Origin of the sequence: Flagellimonas aurea, from assembly GCF_017313785.1 — a bacterium.
Classification (GTDB): Bacteria; Bacteroidota; Bacteroidia; order Flavobacteriales; family Flavobacteriaceae; genus Flagellimonas; species Flagellimonas aurea.
Genome location: NZ_JAFLNL010000002.1, coordinates 177437 through 203494, shown reverse-complemented (window position 1 = coordinate 203494; position 26058 = coordinate 177437). Strand labels below are relative to the sequence as shown.

General features: G+C 40.7%; 22 protein-coding genes and 1 tRNA gene. 19 read left to right on the top strand and 4 right to left on the bottom strand.

The window, feature by feature from the left end; genetic code table 11:
• Entirely contained in the window at positions 1 to 1293 is a 1293-nt protein-coding gene (locus J0656_RS04390; RefSeq protein ID WP_207031815.1) for a M14 family metallopeptidase, read from the bottom strand.
• Between the two features lie 231 nt (positions 1294 to 1524).
• On the opposite strand from J0656_RS04390, the gene J0656_RS04385 reads away from it, so the two are divergent.
• From J0656_RS04385 to bshB1, 3 genes are read left to right on the top strand one after another with little or no spacing between them, the layout of a single operon-like run.
• Positions 1525 to 2934, top strand: coding sequence for an MATE family efflux transporter (locus tag J0656_RS04385; RefSeq protein WP_207031814.1), 1410 nt, complete (start codon positions 1525 to 1527; stop codon positions 2932 to 2934).
• A gap of 34 nt (positions 2935 to 2968) precedes the next feature.
• Complete coding sequence (locus J0656_RS04380) at positions 2969 to 4138, top strand: trans-sulfuration enzyme family protein (RefSeq protein ID WP_207031813.1); 1170 nt, start codon at positions 2969 to 2971, stop codon at positions 4136 to 4138.
• Positions 4139 to 4144: 6 nt separating this feature from the next.
• Positions 4145 to 4867, top strand: a complete 723-nt coding sequence (gene bshB1 / locus J0656_RS04375) for a bacillithiol biosynthesis deacetylase BshB1 (protein ID WP_207031811.1) — start codon at positions 4145 to 4147, stop codon at positions 4865 to 4867.
• Here bshB1 and J0656_RS04370 read toward each other — a convergent pair.
• Positions 4864 to 6903 carry an ATP-binding protein gene (locus J0656_RS04370; RefSeq protein WP_313790177.1) on the bottom strand — a complete coding sequence of 680 codons (2040 nt, stop codon included), beginning with the start codon at positions 6901 to 6903 and terminating at the stop codon, positions 4864 to 4866. The genes bshB1 and J0656_RS04370 overlap by 4 nt on opposite strands.
• 316 nt (positions 6904 to 7219) lie before the next feature.
• Here J0656_RS04370 and J0656_RS04365 point away from each other — a divergent pair.
• A tRNA-His gene (locus J0656_RS04365) sits at positions 7220 to 7295 on the top strand.
• A 111-nt stretch (positions 7296 to 7406) separates the two neighbouring features.
• Here the strand turns inward: J0656_RS04365 and J0656_RS04360 are convergent.
• Positions 7407 to 8957, bottom strand: a complete 1551-nt coding sequence (locus J0656_RS04360) for a M28 family peptidase (RefSeq protein WP_207031808.1) — start codon at positions 8955 to 8957, stop codon at positions 7407 to 7409.
• A gap of 132 nt (positions 8958 to 9089) precedes the next feature.
• Between J0656_RS04360 and J0656_RS04355 the strand changes: the two genes are divergently transcribed.
• Positions 9090 to 10346: an NAD(P)/FAD-dependent oxidoreductase gene (locus J0656_RS04355; RefSeq protein WP_207031807.1), complete on the top strand. Its 1257-nt coding sequence runs from the start codon at positions 9090 to 9092 to the stop codon at positions 10344 to 10346.
• A gap of 77 nt (positions 10347 to 10423) precedes the next feature.
• Positions 10424 to 11350: a hypothetical protein gene (locus J0656_RS04350; RefSeq protein WP_207031805.1), complete on the top strand. Its 927-nt coding sequence runs from the start codon at positions 10424 to 10426 to the stop codon at positions 11348 to 11350.
• A 2-nt stretch (positions 11351 to 11352) separates the two neighbouring features.
• Here the strand turns inward: J0656_RS04350 and J0656_RS04345 are convergent, their stop codons facing one another.
• On the bottom strand, positions 11353 to 12000 hold the full coding sequence (locus J0656_RS04345; protein WP_207031804.1) for an alpha/beta hydrolase: 648 nt from the start codon (positions 11998 to 12000) through the stop codon (positions 11353 to 11355).
• Positions 12001 to 12062: 62 nt separating this feature from the next.
• Between J0656_RS04345 and J0656_RS04340 the strand changes: the two genes are divergently transcribed.
• From J0656_RS04340 to J0656_RS04280, 13 genes are all read left to right on the top strand, one after another.
• Positions 12063 to 12485 carry a PaaI family thioesterase gene (locus J0656_RS04340; RefSeq protein WP_207031802.1) on the top strand — a complete coding sequence of 141 codons (423 nt, stop codon included), beginning with the start codon at positions 12063 to 12065 and terminating at the stop codon, positions 12483 to 12485.
• Entirely contained in the window at positions 12466 to 13527 is a 1062-nt protein-coding gene (locus J0656_RS04335; RefSeq protein WP_237688844.1) for a chorismate-binding protein, read from the top strand. The genes J0656_RS04340 and J0656_RS04335 overlap by 20 nt, the downstream gene beginning before the upstream one ends.
• Positions 13528 to 13582: 55 nt before the next feature.
• Positions 13583 to 15322 (top strand): 2-succinyl-5-enolpyruvyl-6-hydroxy-3-cyclohexene-1-carboxylic-acid synthase, encoded by a 1740-nt coding sequence (menD, locus tag J0656_RS04330; protein ID WP_207031800.1) that lies wholly within the window; start codon positions 13583 to 13585, stop codon positions 15320 to 15322.
• A gap of 39 nt (positions 15323 to 15361) precedes the next feature.
• Positions 15362 to 15703: a DUF2853 family protein gene (locus tag J0656_RS04325; protein ID WP_108244169.1), complete on the top strand. Its 342-nt coding sequence runs from the start codon at positions 15362 to 15364 to the stop codon at positions 15701 to 15703.
• 78 nt (positions 15704 to 15781) lie between these two features.
• Positions 15782 to 16612 (top strand): CvfB family protein, encoded by an 831-nt coding sequence (locus J0656_RS04320; RefSeq protein ID WP_207031797.1) that lies wholly within the window; start codon positions 15782 to 15784, stop codon positions 16610 to 16612.
• 147 nt (positions 16613 to 16759) lie between these two features.
• Entirely contained in the window at positions 16760 to 17359 is a 600-nt protein-coding gene (locus J0656_RS04315) for an SPOR domain-containing protein (protein ID WP_108244167.1), read from the top strand.
• Between the two features lie 2 nt (positions 17360 to 17361).
• Complete coding sequence (menA, locus tag J0656_RS04310) at positions 17362 to 18270, top strand: 1,4-dihydroxy-2-naphthoate octaprenyltransferase (RefSeq protein WP_207031795.1); 909 nt, start codon at positions 17362 to 17364, stop codon at positions 18268 to 18270.
• Between the two features lie 32 nt (positions 18271 to 18302).
• Positions 18303 to 19058 (top strand): LytR/AlgR family response regulator transcription factor, encoded by a 756-nt coding sequence (locus J0656_RS04305; RefSeq protein WP_207031793.1) that lies wholly within the window; start codon positions 18303 to 18305, stop codon positions 19056 to 19058.
• A gap of 542 nt (positions 19059 to 19600) precedes the next feature.
• A complete protein-coding gene (locus J0656_RS04300; protein WP_207031791.1) occupies positions 19601 to 21562 on the top strand; it encodes a histidine kinase dimerization/phosphoacceptor domain -containing protein in 1962 nt (653 codons plus the stop codon).
• A gap of 58 nt (positions 21563 to 21620) precedes the next feature.
• Complete coding sequence (gene menC, locus J0656_RS04295) at positions 21621 to 22673, top strand: o-succinylbenzoate synthase (protein ID WP_207031789.1); 1053 nt, start codon at positions 21621 to 21623, stop codon at positions 22671 to 22673.
• A complete protein-coding gene (locus J0656_RS04290) occupies positions 22664 to 23626 on the top strand; it encodes a CPBP family intramembrane glutamic endopeptidase (RefSeq protein ID WP_207031787.1) in 963 nt (320 codons plus the stop codon). The genes menC and J0656_RS04290 overlap by 10 nt, the downstream gene beginning before the upstream one ends.
• Positions 23601 to 24677 (top strand): AMP-binding protein, encoded by a 1077-nt coding sequence (locus J0656_RS04285; RefSeq protein ID WP_313789981.1) that lies wholly within the window; start codon positions 23601 to 23603, stop codon positions 24675 to 24677. Before J0656_RS04290 ends, J0656_RS04285 begins: the two co-directional genes overlap by 26 nt.
• Positions 24678 to 24709: 32 nt before the next feature.
• A complete protein-coding gene (locus tag J0656_RS04280; RefSeq protein WP_207031786.1) occupies positions 24710 to 26056 on the top strand; it encodes a M24 family metallopeptidase in 1347 nt (448 codons plus the stop codon).
• Positions 26057 to 26058: the final 2 nt, after the last annotated feature.

The following is a 26058-nucleotide window of genomic DNA, read 5'->3' as shown; positions in this document are numbered from 1 at the left end:
TTATTGCTCCTTTAAAAGTTTCATGATTTCCTCTGCTGCCACCTTGCCTTTTTCCTTTAAGAAAGATCTGGAGGTGTTGTCACCAAGCTCAAACACAATGGCGGGCATTCCGTGATTTACGTAAAAGTATTTGCTCGATACCATGGTAGGGTCAATTTCGTCGGAGGCGCTCACATTGGTTTTCTTTTGCGGTAATCTTTCACTGATGTTCTTGATCCAATCAAAAATGATTTTTCCTTTTTCACCGGTCACGGTCGTATCAATAGGGTAGTAGATGTCGTCCCAAGTGGAATGAAAATCTGCTCCGAAAACAAAATCATACTCTTTATCCTTTTCCACAAGAAAATCTCGGACGTTTCTGGTTTCAGGCTGATTGAAGTTTTGCCAATCCCTGTTCAGGTCAATACCACCCATGTTATGTCTCCAATGTCCGTTGTCGGCTCCATCAGGATTCATCAATGGCACCACAAAAACCGTGTGCTCTTTTCTAAATGCTTTGGCCAGTTCAGAATCACCAGAAATGGTTTCGATAAAGGATTTCATCGCTAAAAAACCAGTTACTTCGGGCGGATGTTGTCTGGAAATAATCATAATTGCCTTTTTGGAATCTGTACTTTCATTTATTTCCATCAAGTACATGGTACGTTTCTCTTTGGAAAGACCAATGGGATAATTCTCGATAAATGGTTTTTGGCTCAGGGAATCCACCCATTCCTTTACCACGGATGATGTGTATAGTTCTTGTGCGGTAATCCAAGTTGGTTCTTCGGTCACACTAATGGTGAGTTCTGCGGATTCTGGGGCCGCTTGTATGCCAAATTCACCCTCACCAGGGTTGATGGCCTTAAATTTTGTACTGTCCAGCGGAGCAAAGTCTCTTCCGTTCGTACTGATTTTTGGATAATACCTGCTTCTGGAATCCTGATAGTTTAACTGAACTGTAATTTTGCGAGGCTTCTCCGACCATACTTGGAAAGCATACCAAGGGCTCACGTTTATGGGGGTGTTTTCTGCCGTCACCCAAATGGTATAATGATCGTCACCGTCGTAGGCGACACCGTTCAAACGGGCACCGTCAAATGTATTGGAAAAGAAAGTAGTACTATCGTTAAAGGCCCAAACACCTCTCCATTGTTTTTGAACGGGTTTGTCCACCGTGGGCACAACAGGGCTTTTGCCCTGACCTTGGTATCCCGTTTTTTCTTCTGTTTCGGCAGTTTCTGGTTTCTTTTTACAAGATGAAAGCACCATGGAGGACAATATTCCGATGGCAATCAAACTTTTAATACGCATGGTTTTGAATTATTTGAGTTGGTTTGGTTACGAAGGTAACGACATGAGTCGGAGTTGTAAATAAAAATTTTTTAATAATATATCGGATTTTTTTGCATATTTGCATCATCATGAAGCTATAAGAATTATGTACGCGATAGATGTCACCATTGGGGAAACCCGATTTATGTAACCGAACACTTTTCGGAAACTTGACATTTTACTTCTTTTTTCACACATAATTCTTTGATAATGACACGTCAACATACAATTTCATTTAAAAAATTTATACGGTATTTCTGGATAGCCATTTCTGGAAAGGAAACAGAATTCACCTCTGGAAGCATCCGAAAGGCCATTTTTATGCTTTCCATTCCCATGATCTTGGAAATGCTCATGGAATCCATATTTGCGCTAGTGGATATTGCTTATGTTTCCAAAGTAAGCGTCAATGCCGTGGCCACCATCGGCCTCACTGAATCCGTGATTACTTTGGTGTATGCGTTGGCCATTGGGTTGAGTATGGCCGCCACTGCTGTTGTTGCACGCAGGATAGGCGAAAAGGATGTTGACGGAGCTCGGATTGCCGCAGTACAGGCCATTAGTTTGGGAGTGGTGATTTCCATTATAATCGGGATCATCGGAATCATTTATGCCAAAGATATTTTGGCGCTGATGGGCGGTGAACCCGACTTGATCGAACAAGGATATGGGTATACCCAATTTTTGATCGGAGGAAACATCACCGTGGTACTTTTGTTCTTGATCAACGCCATTTTCCGTGGTGCAGGCAATGCTTCCATAGCCATGTGGGCCTTGGTACTTTCGAACGGACTCAATATTATTTTGGATCCCATGTTCATTTTTGGTTTTGGTCCAATTCCAGAAATGGGCGTTAAGGGTGCGGCCGTAGCTACGAACATTGGTAGGGGAACGGCAGTTCTGTTTCAATTGGGGATTCTGTTTTTTGGTTGGGGCAAAATCAAACTAATGGTCAAGGACTTGGTTTTGAACTTTAAGGTGATGCTCAATTTGATCAAAGTTTCCTTGGGCGGTATTGCCCAATTCTTGATAGGAACTTCAAGTTGGATTTTCTTGATGCGCATTATGTCGGAGTTTGGAAGCGAAGTGTTGGCAGGATATACCATAGCCATTCGTGTAATGATGTTCACCTTGATGCCATCTTGGGGCATGAGCAATGCAGCTGCCACTTTGGTGGGTCAAAATCTTGGGGCGAAACAACCCGATAGGGCCGAGCGGTCCGTTTGGAAAACAGGGAAGTACAATGCCTATTTTATGGGCACGGTCTCTTTGGGATACCTCATTTTTGCAAAAACCATTGTTTCTTGGTTCAATACAACTCCAGAAGTGGTAAAGAGCGGGGCACTTTGCCTTCAGATCATTGCGTTGGGGTACATTTTTTATGCCTATGGTATGGTGATGACCCAAGCCTTTAATGGGGCAGGGGATACCCGAACGCCGACAAAAATCAATTTCATATCTTTTTGGTTGTTCCAATTGCCATTGGCCTATATATCGGCCTTGGTTTTGGGTTGGGGCGCAACCGGCGTTTTTGTGGCCATCACCTCGGCGGAAATACTTATAGCGGTTTTGGCCATGGTCTGGTTTAAAAAAGGAAAGTGGAAGAAAGTCCAAGTATGATGGGTTTCGTATCTTTATCCTAAAGAAAACCAACATGAAAAACGATAAAAAAGGACTCAATACCATCTGTACCCATGTAGGGGAGTTGGAGGACAAGGAGTTCAAGGGAGCTGTTTCCCCTTTATATATGAGTACATCCTATCAATTTGAGGATGTGGACATCAAAAGATACCCAAGATATTACAACACGCCCAATCAAGAGGCATTGTGCAAAAAACTGGCAGCCTTGGAGCATACCGAGGCTGCTTTGATTTTTGGTAGCGGCATGGCCGCTATCAGTACTGCTCTGATGACTTTTCTTCAAGCTGGTGACCATGTTGTGCTTCAGCAGACCATTTATGGAGGTACCTATCATTTTGCCGTAAGCCAATTTGAACGATTTGGTATTGAATATTCATTTACCACAGGTTGGGAAGTCGAAGATTTTGAAAAAGAAATCAAACCCAATACCAAAGTGCTGTATTTGGAAACGCCATCCAACCCCTTGTTGACCATTACCGATGTAAAGGGAGTGGCCGATTTGGCAAAACAGAAAGGAATCCTGACCATGATCGACAATACCTTTGCCAGCCCTATCAACCAAAATCCAGTTGACTTTGGTATTGATGTGGTGGTGCACAGTGCAACAAAATATATGGGAGGACATTCCGATATCTGTGCTGGTGTGGTAGCCGCATCACAGGAGCACATGGACAAGTTGTGGCAAACTGGAATTTGTTTTGGAGGAAGCTTGAGCGATTACACGGTCTGGCTTTTGGAACGAAGTTTAAAAACAATGGCGATTAGAGTAAAGGCCCAAAATGAGAATGCGATGCAAATGGCCACCTATTTGAGCCAAAGCAAGGATGTGGACCATGTGTACTATCCCGGACTTAAGGACCACCCAGGTCATGAACTGGCCAAATCGCAGATGAAAGGTTTTGGTGGTATGCTATCTTTTGAATTGAATCCAGAAATAGATGCTTCGCAATTTTTTAAGGAACTAAAATTGATAAAACCATCCATGAGCTTGGCAGGAATTGAAAGTACGGTGCTTTCGCCGACACAAACATCACATGCACTAATGAGCGCGGAAGACAGGGCAAAACAGGGGATAAAGGATTCGTTGATTCGTTTTTCCCTTGGAATCGAGGAAACAGAAGATTTAATAGCGGATATTGAACAGGCAATCGCCAAGGTAAAATCCATGAGCGTTACCGCTTAAGATGATATGAAATTAGACATTTTAGTATTCGGTGCGCATCCTGATGATGCCGAATTGGGGGCTGGGGCCACCATTGCAAAAGAAGTTTCCAAAGGAAAAAAGGTTGGAATTGTTGATTTGACCCGTGGCGAACTTGGAACCCGTGGTTCTGCGGAAATCAGGGACAGGGAAGCTGCCAAGGCTGCAGAAATTTTAGGTGTGGCCGTACGGGAAAACATGGAATTTGCCGATGGATTTTTTGTAAATGATAAGCAGCATCAACTGGAATTGATTAAGATTATTAGAAAATATAGGCCGGAAATAGTATTGTGCAATGCTGTCGAGGACCGTCATATTGATCACGCTAAGGGCAGTAAATTGGTGAGTGATGCCTGCTTTTTGAGCGGTTTGATGAAAATTGAGACCAAAATGGACGGAGACGACCAATGGCAAGAGGCTTGGAGACCGAAGTTGGTCTATCATTTTATCCAATGGAAGAATTTGGAGCCAGATTTTGTTGTTGACGTATCCGGATTTATTGAAACAAAGACCGAGGCCATTATGGCATATAGTTCTCAATTTTATGATCCAGACAGTGAAGAACCGGAAACACCGATCAGTAGCAAAAACTTTACCGATAGTGTAAATTACCGTGCTAGAGACCTAGGAAGAATTATAGGTGTGGAATATGCGGAAGGCTTTACTGTGGAACGATTCATTGGGGTGGACAGCCTTGGGGATTTGATCTAAGAGGCCTTTTGATATCTATTTTGAGCCTTTGGGAGGGTGAAATAGAAGGTTGTGCCTTTGCGGGGTATACTTTCCACCCAAATTTCACCATTGTTTTTGTGTACCATCTCCTTACATAGGGAAAGACCAAGTCCTGTCCCTTTTTCATTATTGGTACCGTAAGTGGTAATGTTGGAAGAATCCCGGAAAATGTTTCTTTGCACTTCAGCGGTCATTCCAACTCCGGTATCCCTAATGGAAATTTGCCACATATCGCCCTTCTCCTCAGCTTCAATGGTAATCAGCCCATTCTCTGGGGTGAATTTTATTGCGTTGCTTAAAATATTTCTTATTACAATATCTATTTGGTTGTTATCGGCCCAAATTCGTGGGTTTTCTGGTAGCTGGTTTATGATTTTAATGGATTTGCTCTGGGAAATCTCCGAAAGCAATTTAATATTATTGTTTACCAAATAGGACAGAGAAAATCTTTTTGGTTTGGTTACCACACCATTAAGCTGGTTAAGCCCCCACGAAAGAAGGTTGTTCAATGTGAAGGAAATATTGTCCACATCCGTTTTTAGTTTAGGAATGAAGGAGACCAGTTCCTTTGTGGAGATATCTCCTTCCGTAAACATTTTCAAAATACTCTGTAGACCACCGATGGGGCCACGTAGGTCATGACCAATTATAGAGAAAAGCTTGGTGTTGGTTTTATTGATTTCATGCAACTGGGCTTCACGCTGTGTCACGGCCTTTGATTTGTCCTTAAGCTCTCTGTTCAGTTTTTTCTGGATATTCTCACTCCTTCTGATCACAAAAGTGATGATGCTCAAAATCAAAAGTATGATAATGGAAAAATAGATGTAATTCCGTTGCTTGGCAAGAGCTTCTTCGTTTGCCTCGATTAATTCCTTTTTCTCTTGTTCGTAGCCTAACTTGGTTTCCAACAGAGATAAACTCTGCTTGTTCTTGTCCATAAACAATGAATCGGACAAGGTCTTAAAAGATTCAAGATAGGCTAGGGCTTCTGTGTTGTCACCCTTTTTCTTGTGGACTTTGTACAAGGTTTCAGAGCAATCTATTTGACCTTGCAAGGACTTGATCTTGTTGGACATGGCCAATCCTTTTTTGGCATATATCAAGGATAGACTATCGTTTTCCAATCCAAAATATACTTTTGCCATACCATTCATCAACTGAATTTGAATACGGTCGTCCTCAATATGGTGTTTAAAGAGCATATCACTTTGATCATACCAATAGAGGGCCCATTTGTATTTTTTTTGATCTAGATAAATATCTCCTTTCACTTGATAGGCATAAGCAAGCCAGTCGTAAACTTTATGCTTTTCAAACGTAACGATGCTTCTGTTGATATTGAACATTGCATTTTTATAGTCCTTGGCATCTTTATAAAGTGAAGCCATGTTACTCTGTGTTTCTGCATCCACGACCTCATTGCCCAGGTTTCTATTGAATTTTTGCACGGTGTCATAAAACATCAGTGCATTTTTAAAATCTTTTTGGTCAGCATATAAGCCGGCAATATTTTCGTTGAGTACAGATAGTGTTGACTGATCGTTGATTTCCCTGGCCAAATCTATTCCCTTGAGGTTAAGGTTCAAAGCTTCCGCATAGTTCCCTTCAAAGCTATAGTTTTGGGCCATGGTATTAATGATGGACAATTCGGAATCTACGTCACCAATGTACTTGGCAAGTTCAAGTGCCTCTTTGAACATTGGAATGGCCTTTTCTCTGTTCCCTTTATTATAATGGTAGGACCCCAATGCGTCGAGCCCTCTGATAATGCCGTGGGGGTAGTTGATTTCCCTACTGTATTCCAGTGCTTTGTTGGCGATGGAATATAAACTATCACTGTCCAAATATTGATAAGAGAAAGCAAGGTCGGCCACAAGCTTGATATGGGTTGTATCCTTAGGGTTGAACCTATTGGTCGATTTGAGACTTTGTAGCTTGTAGGCCAAGCTATCTCTTTCGTTGGAGGATTGCGCTAGAACTGAGGACGAGGTACAGAGCAAAAGGGTGCAAAGCACTATAGGATATAGTGTTTTTTTACAGTTGATTATGAGGTTTTTTTCTGACAACACCCAGTTAAAAATATATGTGACAAAAATAATTTGGCAACACGACTTTGGAAATTAATTGTTGTGAAATGTTCAAAAATGTGTGTTTGGTCTTAAAAACGTGCTTTTTGTCGGAAAATTATACGTCAGGGTTGTTATAATTGACCATCACATTTTCAGAAGGTTGGAATGGCAATGGATATGGATTGAAATAATAAATCACTGGAATTTTAAAAATATTTTGGTTGAATCATTACAAAAAAGTATTTTTGCATCCGCTTTAAATGGTGGTTGTAGCTCAGTTGGTTAGAGCGCTGGATTGTGGTTCCAGAGGTCGCCGGTTCGAACCCGGTCTTCCACCCTTGAGTTTGTAAAATCCCAAGCCAAAATGGTTTGGGATTTTTTGTTTTAAATCTTTAGAGTATAAAAAAAGCCCTCATCAAGAGGGCTTTATTATTTTGTCAATCAAGCTTTTAATCAGCAGCTTTGTCCACTACCAATTTTCCTGGCCTATTAGCAATTTCCCATGCCGTATGGAAAATAAGACGGGTTCGGTTTTCCAAAAGATCATAGTTTATTTTATCGGGAGTATCGCTGGGTCGGTGATAATCCGCGTGTGTACCATTAAAATAGAAAATGATCGGAATATTGTTCTTAGCAAAATTGTAGTGATCGCTTCGGTAATAAAAACGATTGGGGTCGTTCTCATCATTATAGGTGTAATCAAATTCAATATTGCTGTATTTTTTATTGACCTCTTCGGACAGCTTGTGCAATTCTGTGCTCAATTTATCCGAACCTATCAAATACAAGTAGTTTCTGGCTCCATCATAATTTGGGTCTATTCTACCTATCATATCAATATTTAGGTCTGCCACCGTATTTTCCAATGGAAAAACGGGTTCAACATCGGTATAATATCTAGAGCCCAATAGTCCTTTTTCCTCGCCGGTAACATGTAAAAACACTAAAGAACGCTTAGGACCATTGCCCTCATCGGCAGCTTTTTTGAAAGCTTGTGCAATCTCAAGCAATGCCACGGTTCCAGAACCGTCATCATCGGCACCATTATTGATTTGTCCATCACCTGTTATTCCTATATGGTCCAAGTGTGAAGAGATAATCACGTATTCATCAGGTTTTTCTGTTCCTTCGATGAATGCCACCACATTTTCTGAACCGACTTGCTCATTTCCGCTGGTGATATCCATTTTTATATCGGCAGAAATGGATTTGGGAACATTGTCCTCTTCAATATCACTTTTCAAGGCTTTAGCAGCTTCATCATTTAAATAAATAAGGATGTCATCGCTGCTATCTGCGGCCAATTGCATTCTGCCGCTGTCATTGTTCTTCATAAACTGAAAATAGCCTTGGAATCGAGGAAAGCTCAACATATCGTAATAAAGTACACCGATGGCCCCTTTTTCTTTTGCGATGTCACGTTTTTTTCCAATCGCTTCGGATGCGTTGCTCCAAACTGATTTTTCCATATTTCCTGTGATCAAATAGTTTCCGCTATCATCTACAGGTTCGCCAGCTTTGATCAAAACAAACTTTCCTTTCACATCAATTCCACTATAGTCTGAATAGTCACCATCTTCTATTCCATATCCGGCATAAAGTATCGTATTATAGTTTCCCTTGGCTTGTGCGAAGGTCAATACATCTTCACCAACCTCAAAGGACGTACCGTTGATGCTTAAACTGCCTTCGGGAACTTTGGACACCTCCAAAGGAACTTTTTGAAAATAGTCGCCGTTGGATTGTGCAGCCGGTACATTTAAGGACTGGTAGTGTGCCTTAATGTATTCCACCGCTTTCTTTTGGCCGGGAGTACCGGTTTCCCTGCCTTCGAACTCATCCGAAGCATAAGTGTATAAGTGTTCTTTTAGGTCATCCTGAGTTATTGTTTCCGCATAGGGAACAGGATCAACAACCGGTTTCGGAGCCTCTGAAACTGTTTTTTGTGAAGAATTGCAGGCAAAGGCCAAGCCCAAGACCAGTAAGGATAATTTTTTCATTCGTCTGTATTTTTCAAAATCTTCCAAAAATAGTCAAAAGTTTGATAAAGAAATCCCTTTGTTCCGATTAACATTTTCAGGGCCTTTATGTATCTTGGCTGCTCTTTTGATGAATACCTTAAAGTTGTGACAATGGGCAAGAACAAAAGTGTTGTAGTGGTCGGTGGAGGAATCGTGGGGCTATCCACGGCATACTATTTACATAAGGCAGGGCATACGGTTACCGTTCTGGACAAATCGGATATTACTTCCGGGGCTTCCTTCGTAAATGCAGGGTACCTTACCCCGAGCCATATCGTTTCCTTGGCCTCACCGGGGATGATTACCCAAGGGTTGAAATATATGTTCAATTCTTCCAGTCCATTTTATATGAAGCCGCGATTGGACTTGGATTTTTTGCGATGGACATTATATTTCAAAAAATCGTCAACCAGGGCCAAGGTAGAAAAGGCAATGCCCGTTATTAGGGATATCAACCTTTTGAGCAGGGAGTTATATGAGGGCATTCGGGCTTCCGGTGATCTAGGGGATTTTAATATTGGAGATCAAGGTTTGATGATGGTCTACCAGACCAATGAGGCGTTCGATCATGAAATGGAAGTTGTAAAAAAAGGAGCTGAAATGGGTTTGGTTGGAAAGCATCTTTCAAAAGAGGAGCTTAAAAAGCTGGAGCCAGGGGTTGATTTTAATGCAGAGGGTGCCATACTTTGGGAATGTGACAGGCATACCACACCACCGCTAATCATGAAAAGAATGGTGGAATATTTGCAAAGGTCCGGTGTGGCCATCCATAAAAACGAAGTGGTTACCGATCTTTCTTTTTCAGAGGGAAGAATTTCAGAAGTAAAGACCGCAAACACATCCTATAAAGCTGACGAAGTGGTCTTTGCCGCGGGGTCTTGGACATCAGAACTTTCCAAAAAATTAAACCTGAAATTGCCATTGCAGGCGGGGAAGGGATATCGAATCAATGTGGAAGAACCCACAAACATTACCATGCCGGCCATTTTAATGGAGAAAAAGATTGCCGTTACACCAATGGAGGGCTTTACCCGTTTTGCGGGGACCATGGAGTTTTCCGGTATCAATCATACTATCCGAAAAGAGAGGGTAGAGGCCATTGCTAAGGGCGTTGAACATTATTATAGGGGACTTCAAATTCCGGAAGAGGCAAAACAGAATGCAAAATGTGGGCTTCGTCCCGTATCACCCGATGGTCTTCCCTACATAGGAAAGCCAAAGAATGTAAGTAACCTAACCATTGCCACAGGTCATGCCATGATGGGATGGAGCCTTGGACCTGCCACGGGAAAATTGGTTACCGAAATTATATCTGGGGCCAAAACTTCTATGGATATTTCCCCAATTGATCCCCTACGTAAATTTTAAGTGATTTCTTGTCTATTCTGGCAGGATATATGCGGTTCAGATTTTTCAGTTGATTTTTTTACAAGTAATTTTACAGCATGAAAAAACACTACACCATCTTTTCCTTTTTTTCATTGATACAGGTTCTTGGACTTTGGTCCCAAGAAATCCAGATTTTCAAAGTAGAGGATTTTGACCTTAAAGGCCCTGTAAAGTCATGTTTGGTAACCACGGACTACGGTAAGGAACTGTTCGAGTTTAACCGAGATGGCACATTGACAAGGACCGTAACACAGTACAACGACACCGACCAGGATATTACTTATTATAAATATGATAATGGTGAGTTGGTGGAGAAGCGAATGGAAAGTTATAAGGGCAAGGTTTTGGACGAGTCTACTTCCATGGCCAATTTCTATGAGATCGATACAGTTCCCAACAGAAAGGTTATCGAAAAAATCATCTCATACGATAAACAGTTCTTGGAGCAGCAACAATACCATTATGATGACGAAGGGAAATTGATAAAAATGATTTCCTCAAACGATGAAGGGGTTGATGATACTACTTTTGAATATTCCCAGGTAAAGAACGAGCAAACAGTGAGCACCTTCACCAATGGAATTTTACAAAAAACTGTTAGAACCTCTACCAAAAAGGGACCAAATGGCAACCAAAAGGTTGTGTTGACCAAAGAATATATTGACGGCGAGCCCAATACTGCCTTGGAAGAAGTTTTTAATGCAGACGGAAAAGTGGTGACCAGCGAAGACTTTTTATATGACATGGCAGGGAAGGAATTTGTATCACAGAAAAAGAGATTTTACTATTACACCGATGGTAAGTTGAGCAGAATGGTAAAGAAAACGGTGAACACAGAATCTACCGATAAATATATTTTTCAGTTCGATAATCACACGCCCAGCAATTGGGTAAAACAAATTGTAACACCCAATAATACCTATATTACAAGGAACATCGAATATTATCAAGAAGAAACAGTAAAGGAAGAGACAAATAATTAAACCTATTTCAGCAGACCTTCAATAATTTCAGGCTTCACTTCGTGGCCACCTTCAAAAACCAAGGTTTCTGCTTTGTTTTGAAACAGTCTGTCAATTTTCACTTTTTCGCCTTTTAATCTATCCGGTGTCAAAAACTCATCTTGATCGCCATAAACTATTTTAATCTTTGTGGAGTCGAAGTCCATAAAATCAAAATCCTCGGGTTTTAATTCATTGGGAATGCCCCCGGCATATAATGTAACTAGTTTACAACTCGCCTTTTTGCTGGCCAGCCATCGCGTAGCTACGGAAACTCCTTGCGAAAATCCAAAGAGAATAAGGTTTACATCTTTTGGTATGCTCTCGGCTTCAAGCACTGCATCAATATAATTAAGGACGTTATTTACTTCAGCTTCCGTATTTTCTTTGGTCAACCAACTGGCACCAACATATTTGTACTCATTTTTCAGATAATACTTGGAAGGTGCTTGGGGAACTATAATGTAATTTTCATCAGTATTTAACCCTTTAAAATACTTCACAAAATAGCGGCTCAAATAGCCTATTCCATGAAAAACCAACCATACATTCTTGGTTTTGGAGGTTAAATCGTTCTGGGTCAAGTATGTATTTTCGGTAGTGTAGGTAACAGTCTTTTCGGTATTGGACATGTTTAAAATTGCTGATTTAGATATTGGCAAAGCTTTATGTAATTTTACAAAAAAGTAGAAGGATGAACGAGCATAAAGAGAAGATTCTGTCCGTTTGCAACGAAATTTGCAAGGGCACATTAATGGAAACATTGGATATTACCTATATTGATGTAGGCGAAAACTTTCTCTTGGCCAAAATGCCCGTCACGCCCAAAGTTCACCAACCCGATGGCGTTCTACATGGAGGAGCATCGGTGGCTTTGGCCGAAAGCGTGGGAAGCGCCGCATCCTATATTTTTTTGGATGGTCAAAAGTTTTTTGTTCGCGGTATCGAAATTGCGGCAAACCATGTACGTTCCATTAAGGAAGGCTTTGTATATGCTAAGGCCTCCATTCTTCACAAAGGTCGAACCACTCAACTGTGGGAGATAAGAATCACTGACGAGGAGGACCGTTTGATTTCCAACTGTAAATTGACCACCATTGCGTTACCCAGAAAGTAAGGAGCTTCAAGAAATTTGGAATAGGGTAGAGGCCAGTTTTAAAGATCATCTGCCCTTTGTAATCTATCGTAAGCCCCGAGAGAACGATATTTTTGGTGTTTTTCAAACCGACGCGGAACACCATCAACCCTTGGATTTTACGGAAAAAGGTTTTGTTTTTGCCCCTTTTAAGGAGGGGGAACAAACAGTTTTGGTGACGCCCAATACATTCTGGAAAAGCATTTACACGCGCGAAGAAGCAGAAAATACTTCGGATATTTCCCTCGATGATTCGGGAAAGGAAAGTCATATCAAACTGGTGAAAAATGGCATAAGGGAAATTCAAAAGGGGAGACTTCAAAAAGTGGTGCTTTCCAGAAAAATTGAGGTTCCTTTGACCAAATCGCCCATCAACATATTCAAGACCCTTCTGAACAGATATCAGAATGCCTTTGGATATCTTTTTTACCACCCCAAAGTTGGAACGTGGTGCGGGGCAACTCCAGAAACATTGGTGAAGATAAAAGATAAGAAATTACAGACCATGTCCTTGGCTGCCACCTTACCCTATGTGGAGAACAAAAAGCCCGATTGGGGAGAAAAAGAAATCGAGGAACAACAAATGGTATCCGAGTATATTGGCGATAAATTGGCCCATACCATGGAACGCTTGGAAATAGATGAAGCAGAGTCCGTACGAGCCGGTAACTTATGGCATTTGCGTTCGGAGGTACGCGGCACCATGCTACCTAACCTAAAGGTTAAGGAAGTAATCAGAGCCTTGCATCCAACCCCTGCCGTATGCGGAATTCCAACCAAGGAGGCACAACAATTCATACAGGCCAACGAAAATTACCAAAGAACCTTTTATACGGGCTTTTTGGGCGAGTTGAATTTGCGGGCTCAAGGAGAGCTGTCCCTATATGTTAACCTTAGGTGTATGCAATTGGAGACAGATGTCGCTTCTATTTTTGTAGGAGGCGGAATCACGGAAGCATCTGATCCTGAAAGCGAATGGATAGAAACCCAGAACAAGAGCAAGACTATGCTGGGTGTCCTGTAAATTGATGCTGGTTATTTAGGCTTTTTACCATCCAGATAATGTATTTTTGTAGTCCATGATGTACTCAGATATACCCGCTGCGCAGACCTTGGTTTTGTATTTTAAATCAAAGGGTGTTAAAAATATAGTTATCTCTCCGGGGTCCCGAAATGCCCCATTGACCATTAGTTTTACCAAAAATTCATTTTTTAACTGTTTCAGCATTGTTGATGAACGCTGTGCCGCTTTTTTTGCGATGGGAATGGCGCAGCACTTACAAGAACCCGTTGCCGTACTTTGCTCTTCCGGTAGTGCCATGTTGAATTTTTACCCAGCCGTAGCGGAGGCATATTATAGCGATATCCCATTGATCGTGGTATCTGCGGATAGACCCAGCTATCGAATAGATATTGGCGATGGACAGACCATACGACAGGAAAATGTGCTGGAAAAACATATTGGCTATTCTGCTAATTTGAAGCAGGACGTTTCCCATGCAACCAAGACCATTTCAAAATATGGAGAATCCTTGTTGGGAAATAGTCAGCAAGAAGTACAGGTGCATAACGAGAAAGAGATTGCCAAAGCACTGGCAGTTGCTTTTGATGAAAAGTACCCCGTTCACATCAACATTCCATTCGAGGAGCCTTTGTATGGAAGGGAAGAGGAGCCTTCTGTCCGGATACAAAACGTTGAGATTGAGACAGGCTTAGGCACCCCGACTGAAGAAAATTGGCATGAATTGGCCAAAATTTGGAACAACAGTTCTAGAAAAATGGTTTTGGTCGGTGTTAATCGTCCCAATGCCATTGATAAAGATGTTTTGGAGATATTGGCCAACGACCCGAATACGGTCTTGTTCACCGAGACTACATCTAACCTGCATCACCCAGATTTTTTTGAGAGTATAGACAGCATTATAGCGCCGATTGAAAAATCTCAAAACAGGCAAGAGCTTTTCCAAAAGTTGCAACCTGAACTCTTGGTAACCTTTGGAGGTTTGATCGTGTCCAAAAAAATAAAGGCTTTTTTGAGGGAGTACAAGCCCAAGCAGCATTGGCATATCGATACCAAGAAAGCCAATGACACTTTTTATTGTTTGACAAAACACATCAAAACCAATCCCAATCAGTTTTTTAAAAGAATGGGGGCAAATGATTCTGATGAGAGCGATTTTAAAACGTTTTGGGAAAAAAGAAAAGATAACTACGAGAGAAAGCGCAAGGACTATTTGAAGGAAATTCCATTTTCTGATTTTATGGCTTTTGACCGTATCATCAAAAACATACCCAAAGGGTATCAGGTACATTTGGCCAATAGCTCCACGGTAAGGTATGCACAACTTTTTGCCATGGACCCTTCCTTGCAAGTGTTCTGCAATCGTGGGACAAGTGGAATCGATGGCACAACATCCACAGCTATAGGCAGTTCCATTTACAGCAACATGCCAACCGTCTTACTCACAGGCGACCTTAGTTTTTTTTATGATAGTAATGCGCTGTGGAACAAGTATTTGAGACCTGATTTCAGAATCGTACTCATCAACAATTCAGGAGGTGGCATTTTTAGGATCTTACCGGGCAAGGAGGATACCGAAGAGTTTGAGACCTTTTTTGAGACCAGCCACCAACTATCTGCAAAGCATCTAGCCAAAATGTATGGTTTTGACCATATCACAGCAAAGAACGAGAATGAATTAGAGGTTGGATTGGAGGAATTTTATTCAAGCTCGGAAAGGCCAAAAATCCTAGAAGTCGCAACACCAAGGGTTTTGAACAATAAAATTTTGCTTGGGTACTTCGATTTTATATCTTAGAAGCCTAGCTATAAAATCCATTAAGAACACTAACACACTATGAGTAAAAGAGACGAATTAATTGAAAAGTACGCCGAGGACATTAAAAGTAAATTTGGACAAACTCCAGATATGGATTTGTTGACAAAAGTTGCCATAGGTTTGGGGCCAGCCATTTATAATTTGGATGCTTCCAAAGTTTCTGGGTCTGACGAAAAGGAACTGGAAACGGTAAAGAACAATTTCTTGATCAAGAAATTGGGATTGGCGGAGACACCGGCTTTAATGGAATCTGTTAACAGCGTTATTGATGCGTATGGAAAGTCGGAAAAAAATAAACATCGTGCTGTCATCTATTATATGTTGACAAAACACTTTGGAAAGGAATCGGTTTATAATTAAGATTACGAACCATGTAAAGAAGCTGTCCAAATTAGGGCAGCTTTTTTTATACCCATAATTTACAGCTACCTTTGCCTTATGATAGAATTGGGAAACTACAACACCCTTAAGGTGCTCAGGAGCACCAGCATAGGACTTTTTTTGGGAGATGATGAGGGCACGGAAATACTTTTGCCCAACAAATATGTGCCCGAGGATTTTGAAATTGACCAAGAAATGGAGGTGTTCTGTTATCTGGACAATGCGGAACGTCCGATTTCGACCACTTTGAAGCCCAAGGTCATTCGAAACGGATTTGCCTATTTAAGAGTGGTAGAAGTGGGGGCATACGGAGCCTTTATGGACTGGGGGTTGGAGAAACATTTACTTGTTCCCTTTAGGGAGCAGTCCCAACGCATGGAGGAAGGCAATACATACATAGTTCATTGTTATATGGACGAGGAGAGTATGCGGTTGACCGGTTCGAGTAGGGTAGATAAGTTTTTATCCAATGAAAATGTAGCGTACGAACAGAATGATGAAGTCGACCTTTTGGTGCACCGAAAGACTCCTTTGGGCTGGGAAGTAATCGTGGATAATCGTTACAAAGGACTCATATTTGATAGTGATATTTTTAAGCCGGTCAATGTTGGTGATTACCTTAAAGGATTTATCAAGAACGTAAGGGACGATAAAAAATTGGATATTTCCCTGCAGCCCATTGGTTCTAAAATGCTGGAGCCCACGGCCAAAACGATTTTGGACAAGCTTGTGCAAAACGATGGGTTTTTACCATTGCACGATAAATCATCACCTGATGAAATTATGAGTACGCTTCACATGAGCAAAAAAGCTTTCAAAAAAGGAGCGGGCATTTTATATCGACAGCGAAAAATAAACATTCAAGAAGATGGCATCTATTTATTATAATAAAAGTCTTGAAGAGCAGATTATTGCAAGCTTTAGAGCCATAAAGTTTTTTTCTTTGAACAAATATTTTATTTTTGTAACAATTCAGATTAACTTATTGGTTGTTATGCTTTTAGCGTAGCGCATAATTATAACTCCCTATACAATATGCCTTTTATTGAAGAAAGCGATTTGTTGGACCTTCATAAGGATATAGACAAGGCCCAGATTATCAACGAGAGACTGCTCGATCAAATAAAATTCAAAAATAAAGATCTAAAAAAGATTAAACTACAACGAAACATCTTGTTGGGTTTTGTAGGTCTCTTTGTAATTGGAACGTTGGCCATCACATCGTTTACGGCCGGACTGAGCAGTAAGCAGTCCTTTGAAAACCAAAGCAATGTTTTGGTATCATTGGATAGTTTGGACGTGATAAAGGCAAGAATAAACAATCTGAAATCCCAGAATGAAGAATTGAGCTTGGTAAAGGAGTTTTACTTGGCAAAGGAGTTTTTGAACAAAGAGAAAATCTATTCTGTTCAGGTAAAATCCTTTGTCGAAAACAATGTGACCTTGGCCTCCGAGGCGTTGACAAATACACTTTTTGTGAAGACCAACCCTTTTTATGCCTATTCACTGGGTAATTTTGAGACTTTGGAAGAAGCTCAGAAATTTAGAAAACAATTGGTGCAAATGGGTTTCCAAGATGCATTTGTGGCATCTTATAAGGATGGCCAAAGAGTTAAAATAGAAGATCCGTATTAATCTTGGGAAACACTAAGGCTTGGGTACAAGCTGCTAGACTGCGCACACTCCCTCTTTCTTTTTCGGGAATCATTGTAGGTACTGGATTGGCCGTAATGGAAGGCCAGTTTGATGGTACTATATTTATTTTGGCCCTCTTGACCACTGTTGGCTTTCAGGTCACCTCAAATTTTGCCAATGATTATGGAGATGGGGTAAAGGGAACCGATAACGAAGATAGGATAGGGCCTGCTAGGGCCATCCAAAGTGGTTCCATAACCAGAGGATCTCTCAAAAAAGGGATAATTATCTCCATTGTTATAAGTATGCTAATCGCTATAGCACTGATTTATTTGGCTTTTGGCTTGGAGAACTTCTTTTACATACTTATTTTTTTTGTACTTGGTCTTTTAAGCGTCTGGGCCGCTATAAAGTATACTGTTGGTTCCAATGCTTATGGTTATCGAGGGATGGGGGATTTGTTTGTGTTCCTATTTTTTGGCTTGCTCGGAGTGTTGGGCAGCAAGTTTCTCTATACAAAATCCTTGGGTTGGAACGATGTTTTGCCAGCTGTTGCCATTGGTTTTTTATGCGTAGCGGTATTGAACCTGAACAATCTTCGTGATGCGGTATCTGACAAAAAACATGGTAAGATCACAATGGTCGTAAAAATGGGGTTCGATAATGGGAAGCGTTATCACTTTTTCTTGATATTGATGGCTTTGTTCTGTTTCGCATTATTTATTTGGATAGAAGACTTAAATTGGAAAACGTCTTTTTTTATGTTGGCATTTGTTCCCCTTTTGATACATTTACGCAAAGTAGGGCTGACACAAAACCCTGGAGATTTGGACACGGAATTAAAAAAAGTAGCCCTGAGTACCTTTCTTTTAGCTATTTTATTCTTAATATCTGTTAATATTTTTTTGTAAATTTGAATACAACCAAATAAACTTAGAGGAACTTGGAACATCCGATAAAAATTTTGATCGTAGAGGATAATGTCATCATCGCAGATGACATGCAATCCATGTTGGAGGAAATCGGCTATGAGATTGTGGACAATGTCATTGTTTATGAGCAGGCCGTGGACGTATTGAAGAATAATCACGTGGACCTTGTGCTTATCGATATTATTTTGGCCTCGGACAAAACAGGTATCGACCTTGGAAAGCATATTCGCGATACCTATAACATTCCGTTCATATTTGTTACCTCCAACTCAGACCGCGCCACGGTAGAGAATGCCAAGACAGTAAAACCAGATGGCTATTTGGTAAAACCTTTTGAACAACAAGATCTTTATACCTCTATTGAAATTGCCCTTTCCAATTTTAACTACGAGAAAAAAGGGAACCAGAAGGTAGCGGATGACGATGCAGCAGATGAGATAACATCGAATTCCATATTGAAAGATTCTATTTTTGTCAAGAAGCAGCATCTCTATTATAGAATCCAGTTTAGTGATATTCAGTTTATTAAGGCCGATAACGTTTATTTGGAAGTAAACACGGCCGATAAAAAGTTTTTGGTACGTTCCCCCTTAAAGGATTATTTGGAGAAATTACCAAAGAATAAATTTTATAGGGCGCATAAGTCATATATCGTTAACGTAGATCATATTGATGCCATTAACTCAAAGGATATTATGATCAATAATAACTTGATACCTATTTCAAAAGACTTTAAGGAGTTCATCCTTTCTTCGATGAACAGCTAACGTCCAAGTGATTTAACAAAAGATATAAGCGCTCCATAAGGGCGCTTTTTTTGTGCTACCACACTTTTAAAAGAGAAAGACCACAACTTTTAAGGAGTTCGCAACAATATTTTTCTTGATGGGTGAATCGGTCATATTTTAGCCGTGTTAATAATTCAGAAAGTAATTTTTTCATTTTCATATAGTGTTCTCGTAAAAGGGTCTTGTTGTAAAAAGCAGGGCCTTTTTCAATTTTACAAGTATCCTATCTTACTGTGAGATTCCATAAAAAGCAGAAAACATCGATAAAATACAACTTCACATACTGCTTGGGTAGTTTCACAACACAAAACAACACTTTCACAACAATAACGGTCAAGTCTATAGCTTGGCATTTAATTTTGTGGTCAAACTAACGTTCTTTATATACCCCATACCTTTTAATTTCACATAATGTTCAATTTTGGCATTGATTTAGGATATCGGGTACAATAAAGGAAAAAAGGGCACGATAATAATATAGGGCTGTTGGAAGATTCCGGGTCACTGTATCAATTTAATTAATGGGACGTTACGTAAGATTTTTATTTACCGCAGTATACTTTGTTTTTCTTTTTACCTCTACCGCTCAGAATATTGATGATAATGAGCAAAGTGTACTAAAGGAGTTCGAGGACACCGATCTACCATCGGCTCGTTTTGAGGTATTCTTCAATTCCTTGGACCGTTACAATGTGAACTCGGCATACGATTGGTTGGATACCATTAAAATTTACATGGCCAACGCCGAAAAAACCTCAGATTCCACTGCGGTGCAGCTATATAAGGTGATGCAGGCACAGATATACAATGATCTGGGCGAATATGACAAGAGCACTGCTTTGGCCAAGGAGCTTTATGATATCAAGGGTTCCTTGGATCCAGAGTCACAGAAAATTGTTTTGGAGGTGCTCGACGATAACTATGCAAATCTTCAATTGTTCGACAAACAGATTGAAATAAGGAAGCAAAAACGGGAGTTGGGCATCACAAACAACGTTTCCTTTTACGATATCTACAGCAATCTTGGTTTATATAGAAAGGCCAGGAATCAGTACATAATGGAGGTAAAGCCCACCATTGCCGATAACGAAAGCTTTAAGCTGGCCCAATACCACAGCAAGGTTGGAAACTATTTACGTCTTGATGATTCCGCTCCTACCGCCTTGAGCGAGCTAAAAAAAGCGAATTCCTACCTTGGGGTTTACATGAACGATATTTCCACCCATAAAAGTGAATCGGACATATTCGAAAGCGAACTTCTAAAAGCGGAAATAGAGGGGAATATTGCTAAATGCCATGTAATGCTGGGAGAATATGAGGAAGCCATACCTCTTTTGGAAACGAGCATTGAAACTTTAAAGAAATCACCGAACAATAACGATCAGAGTGAGGTGGTGGAGAATACTATGTACTTGGCCGAGGCCAATCTGCAATTGGAACGATTTACCGAAGCAAAAAAACATTTGGATACCGAATTTGACAATATTACCGTTCTTCAGATCATTAAAAAGAACAGTCTTTTAGCTGCTTTTTATGACAAAGTGGAAAATTATAAGAATGCTTCCATCTATTACAAGCGCAACGAAAGAATAAAAGATTCGTTGGCCAAAAAACAGTCGGCATTGATCAAACAACAGTTGGTGACCATTGTGGCCAACGAGGATTTAGAGAATTCCCAAAGGCTTATCGACGAGCAAAAACGTATCAATGAGCTGGCCCGCAGCGAAATGAAAGCCAAGGATGAGCGAATCAACCTAGTGTTTATTTCATTGATATTTACCTTATTGGGTTTTGCTGGACTGGTTTATGCCTATCTAAAAAGTATCAAAAACCAGCGATTGATCGCGGAACAAAAACATATTATAGAAAACTCGCTGGTTGAAAAAGATTCACTGTTGAAAGAAATCCACCATAGGGTCAAGAACAATCTTCAGATGGTGAGCAGCCTATTGAGCTTGCAGACGAAGAACACGCGAAGCAAAGCAGCAATAGTAGCTCTGGAAGAAGGAAAGAGTAGGGTGAAGGCCATGGCATTGATTCATCAAAAATTGTATCAAAACGATGACCTCTCCGTGATTGAGATGCAGGGATATATTGAAAGTTTGATCAATAGCGTGCAATCCGTTTACAAAAAGGGCGGACACAATATCAGTATCACCATTGATGCGGAAGGTACCGAACTGGACATTGACCGTGCAATTCCGTTCGGGTTGATCTTGAACGAACTCGTTTCCAACTCATTTAAATATGCTTTTCCCGAAAACGACGAAAACGGAAAAATCTACATTCATCTACGAAAAAATGGGGACCAGGGCTATTTTGAATATACCGACAATGGTGTGGGACTTCCAGATGATACCGATGAACGGTCAAACTCCTCTATGGGTATTCGTTTGATCAATAGGTTGGTCAATCAGCTTCAGTCCAAATTGAATGTGGACAGACAGGTCGAGGGCGTTCGTTTTTGGTTCAACTTTAGTTGATTTGGCCATATCCGGTCTTGTAGGATTCAAAAAAAACTTAAATTTGAATCCACACCCCATGAAAGCAACCTATAAAAAGTATACCCTCAATTTTAAAGTTCCCAGCGGTACTTCGCGCGGGGTTATGACGCAAAAGGAAACTTGGTTCATCATCATAAAAAGTGAAAGAGGATTTGGTATAGGGGAATGTGGTATTTTACGTGGATTAAGCGTGGATGACCGACCTGATTTCCAAGAAAAATTGCAGTGGACCTGTGCCAACATACATTTGGATAAGGAAGAGTTGTTGAATCAACTTAAAGAGTTTCCCTCCATCCAGTTTGGACTTGAACAAGCATTGTTGTCCTTACAATCCACCGATCCATTTGAATTATTCGCTTCAGATTTCACCCAAAAGGAATCACCGATTCCAATCAATGGTCTCATTTGGATGGGGGATACAGACTATATGCTCAAACAATTGGAACAAAAACTAAAGGATGGTTTCGGGTGCATCAAAATGAAAATAGGGGCCATAGATTTTGAAAAGGAAATATCCATACTAAAATCCATCCGAGAAAGATTTTCCCCTGAGGACATCGAATTAAGAGTGGATGCCAATGGCGCTTTTGAACCCAAAGAGGCACAGGAAAAGTTGGAAAGGCTGGCACAGTTCAAGATACATTCCATTGAACAGCCCATTAAAGCGGGCCAATGGGAAGAAATGGCAAATCTTTGTGAAAGCACTCCACTTCCTATTGCCTTGGACGAGGAATTAATCGGTGTTTTTGATGTAACGGAAAAGAAGAAACTACTACAAACCATACAACCTCAATACATTATTCTAAAACCAAGTTTAGTGGGGGGTATTGGCGGCAGTAAAGAATGGATAACTTTGGCCGAAAATAATAACATAGATTGGTGGATAACCAGTGCATTGGAAAGTAATATTGGATTGAACGCAATAGCACAGTTCACATATTCTTTGAACACTAAAATGCCACAAGGGCTTGGAACAGGAAGTCTGTTCACCAATAATATTGATAGCCCTTTGAAAGTTTTCGAAGGCAAACTTTTTTATAGGCGAACGAGGACCTGGAACATGGATTTAATACAGGAAATATGTACATAGAACAAGCATACAAAGGATTTACCGAACGTTGGAGATATTTTGTTGGATTTCTGATTGTCATCGTTGGGTGGCAATTTTTGGGAGGCATACCCTTAATTGCAGCAATGATCTTAAAGTCGGACTCAATCAATTCAATATCCACGGATTATGGAGCTATGGCCGATACCTTGGGCCTCAATTTTTTCTTTTTATTGGTGCTGCTTACCTTTTTTGCGGCCATGGTAAGTTTATGGGTAGCTGTTAAATTCATACACAGACTTTCATTTAAGGACTTTACCACATCAAGAAAACGAATCGATTGGAAAAGAATCACGTTTTCATTCGTTTTATGGGGAGTGGTGTCGTCGGCACTGGTGTTTTTGGATATTTATTTTTCACCGGAGAACTATGAGTTTTCCTTTGAAGCAGGTCCATTTTTAGTGCTATTGTTGATTTCCATCATCTTTATACCTATCCAGACCAGTTTCGAGGAATATTTTACAAGAGGCTATCTTATGCAGTCTATCGGTATCGCATCAAAAAATAAATGGTTGCCCTTTGTGGTGAGTTCGTCCTTGTTTGGATTGCTACATATTCTCAATCCAGAGGTTGATAAATTGGGGTATGGCATCTTGATCTATTACATAGGAACAGGTTTTTTCTTGGGCATTTTGACATTGATGGACGAAGGATTGGAATTGCCCTTGGGTTTTCATGCGGCCAACAACTTCTTTACGGCGCTCCTTGTCACCGCTGATTGGACCGCATTCCGGACCCATTCCATTTACAGGGATGTTTCCGAACCGGTTTTAGGATGGGATGTATTAATTCCGGTGTTTGTAATTTATCCAATTTTACTGTTTATTTTCTCTAAAAAGTATGGTTGGAAAAACTGGAAGGAGAAACTTTTTGGAAGAGTTTTGTCCAGAGAAGAATATATGGCACTAAATGATGGAGAATCCGACTTGGCATAAAATTCATCCTGCCTTTCAATTAAATAAAGCCTCCTATTCGGTCGGAGGACTTGAAAAGTTCGCTGAAGAATTAGTGGAGGAAGGCCAACCTTTTCAAAAATCTATCGGTGAGTTTTTGTTGGATTGGACTTCCCAAAAATCTACTGTACAAGTTCAAACATCGGGATCTACAGGAAAACCAAAGACCATAGTCCTTAAAAAAGAGCACATGGTCAATTCGGCCTTGGCCACAGGTGAATATTTTCGGTTAAAGCCAGAACAGAGAGCACTTTTATGCCTTCCTTGCACAGGTATTGCCGGCAAAATGATGTTGGTCCGTGCCATGGTTCTCGGGCTGCATTTAGATATGGCAGAACCTTCTTCAAGCCCACTAAAAGATACTGATAACATCTATGATTTTGTGGCCATGGTACCGTTACAGGTCCAAAATTCGATACATCAATTGGATAGGGTAGGCCAAATTATAATCGGCGGTGCTCCTGTGGATTCGAATTTAAGGAACGAGCTATCCAAATTGCCCGTTCGTGCTTATGAAACCTATGGTATGACGGAAACCATTACCCATATTGCGGTAAAAAAAATAGATGGGAAGAATGTGAATCCATTTGAAACGCTTCCAGATGTTTCTGTCTCACAAGATGACAGAGGATGCCTTGTGATTGATGCGCCGAAAATTTCAGATAGTAATATCATCACTAATGATGTGGTTGAGCTTATCAGCAAAAATCAATTTCATTGGTTGGGGCGCCATGATTCCATAATCAATTCAGGAGGAATCAAACTCATTCCTGAAAGAATAGAGCAAAAGCTTTCAACCTTAATCGAGCCACGCTTCTTTGTAGCTGGTTTACCAGACAATCGATTAGGTAAAAAATTGGTTCTTGTGATGGAATGTGGACCAATGGATGAAGAAGGACTACTAAAGACCATTAAAGCTTTGGAGGGGATATCAAAATATGAGGTTCCTAAGCAGGTATACTTTGTTAGATCCTTTGTAGAGACCTCAACAAGAAAGGTGGATAGAAAAAAAACCTTGGAACAAATAGGCTAAGTTTTGTACATTCAAAACTTTAAAAATCAACCATGCGAAAAACCATCAACCTAGTACTGCTGCTTTTACCTTTTATTGTTATTTCCCAACAAATCCTTCCCGAAGTGGAACGGGCAAGGGTCGTTGACGAAATACTTGATGAGCGGTTCAACAATCTCCTTCCTAAACTAATGGACGATGCAGGTTTGGATATGTGGGTATTGATCTCCCGAGAGTACAACGAAGACCCTGTGTTGCGAACCATGTTGCCCGCAACTTGGCTCAATGCAAGGAGAAGGACAATTATTCTATTTTACAGGGATAAAGAAAAGAATACCATTGACAAATTGGCCGTCGCCCGTTATAATATCGGAAAAAGCATTATTTCCGCTTGGGATAAGGACAAAGAGCCCAATCAGTGGAAACGTTTGATGGAATTGATCGTTGAACGGAACCCGGAGAAAATCGGACTTAATTTTTCTGAGGACCATAATATTGCGGATGGGTTGGATAAAACCGATTATGATGAATTCATGGCTAATTTGCCCAAAAAATACCAATCTAAGGTAGTTTCCGCAGAACAGTTGGCTGTACGCTGGATAGAAACCAGGACACCACGGGAAATGACTATTTTCAACCAGTTGACGGACATTACCCATGATATTATTGCCGAGGCCTTTTCGGAAAAAGTAATCACTCCGGGGATTACTACAACCACTGAGGTAGAATGGTGGATGCGTCAAAAAGTTACCGATTTGGGATTGGAAACATGGTTTCACCCTACTGTTGATGTGCAACGTACCAGTGAGGAATTGGTAGGGCATCTGTATTCATTTTCAGGAAGACCGGACGATGAAGTAATTCAACGTGGAGATTTGTTGCATTGCGATTTTGGTATCACCTATTTGCGTTTGAACACAGATTGTCAAGAATTGGCCTATGTTCTAAAACCAGAGGAAACCGAAGCACCGTCGTTTTTGGTGAATGCCCTATATGATGGGAATCGTGTACAGGATTTTTTGACCCAGAATATGGTCAAGGGCAAAGTGGGGAACGAGATTTTGGCGAAAGCTCTTAAAGATGCCAAGGCCGCAGGTCTGCAACCATCCATTTATACCCATCCAATGGGCATGTATGGCCATTCTGCCGGTACAACCATAGGTATGTGGGATTCTCAAGGTGGAGTCATGAAGGACGATGGCGAAAATTATCCATTGAACCCTAACACCGCATATGCCATTGAGTTGAATGCAACTGTCAACATCCCGGAATGGAACAGGGATATCCGAATTATGCTGGAGGAGCCCGGTTTTTTTGGTGAGGATGGCTTCCGTTACATTAATGGTAGACAAACGGAATTACTGCTTATTCCAAGACCAAAATCGCACTTGGGCAACTAGAA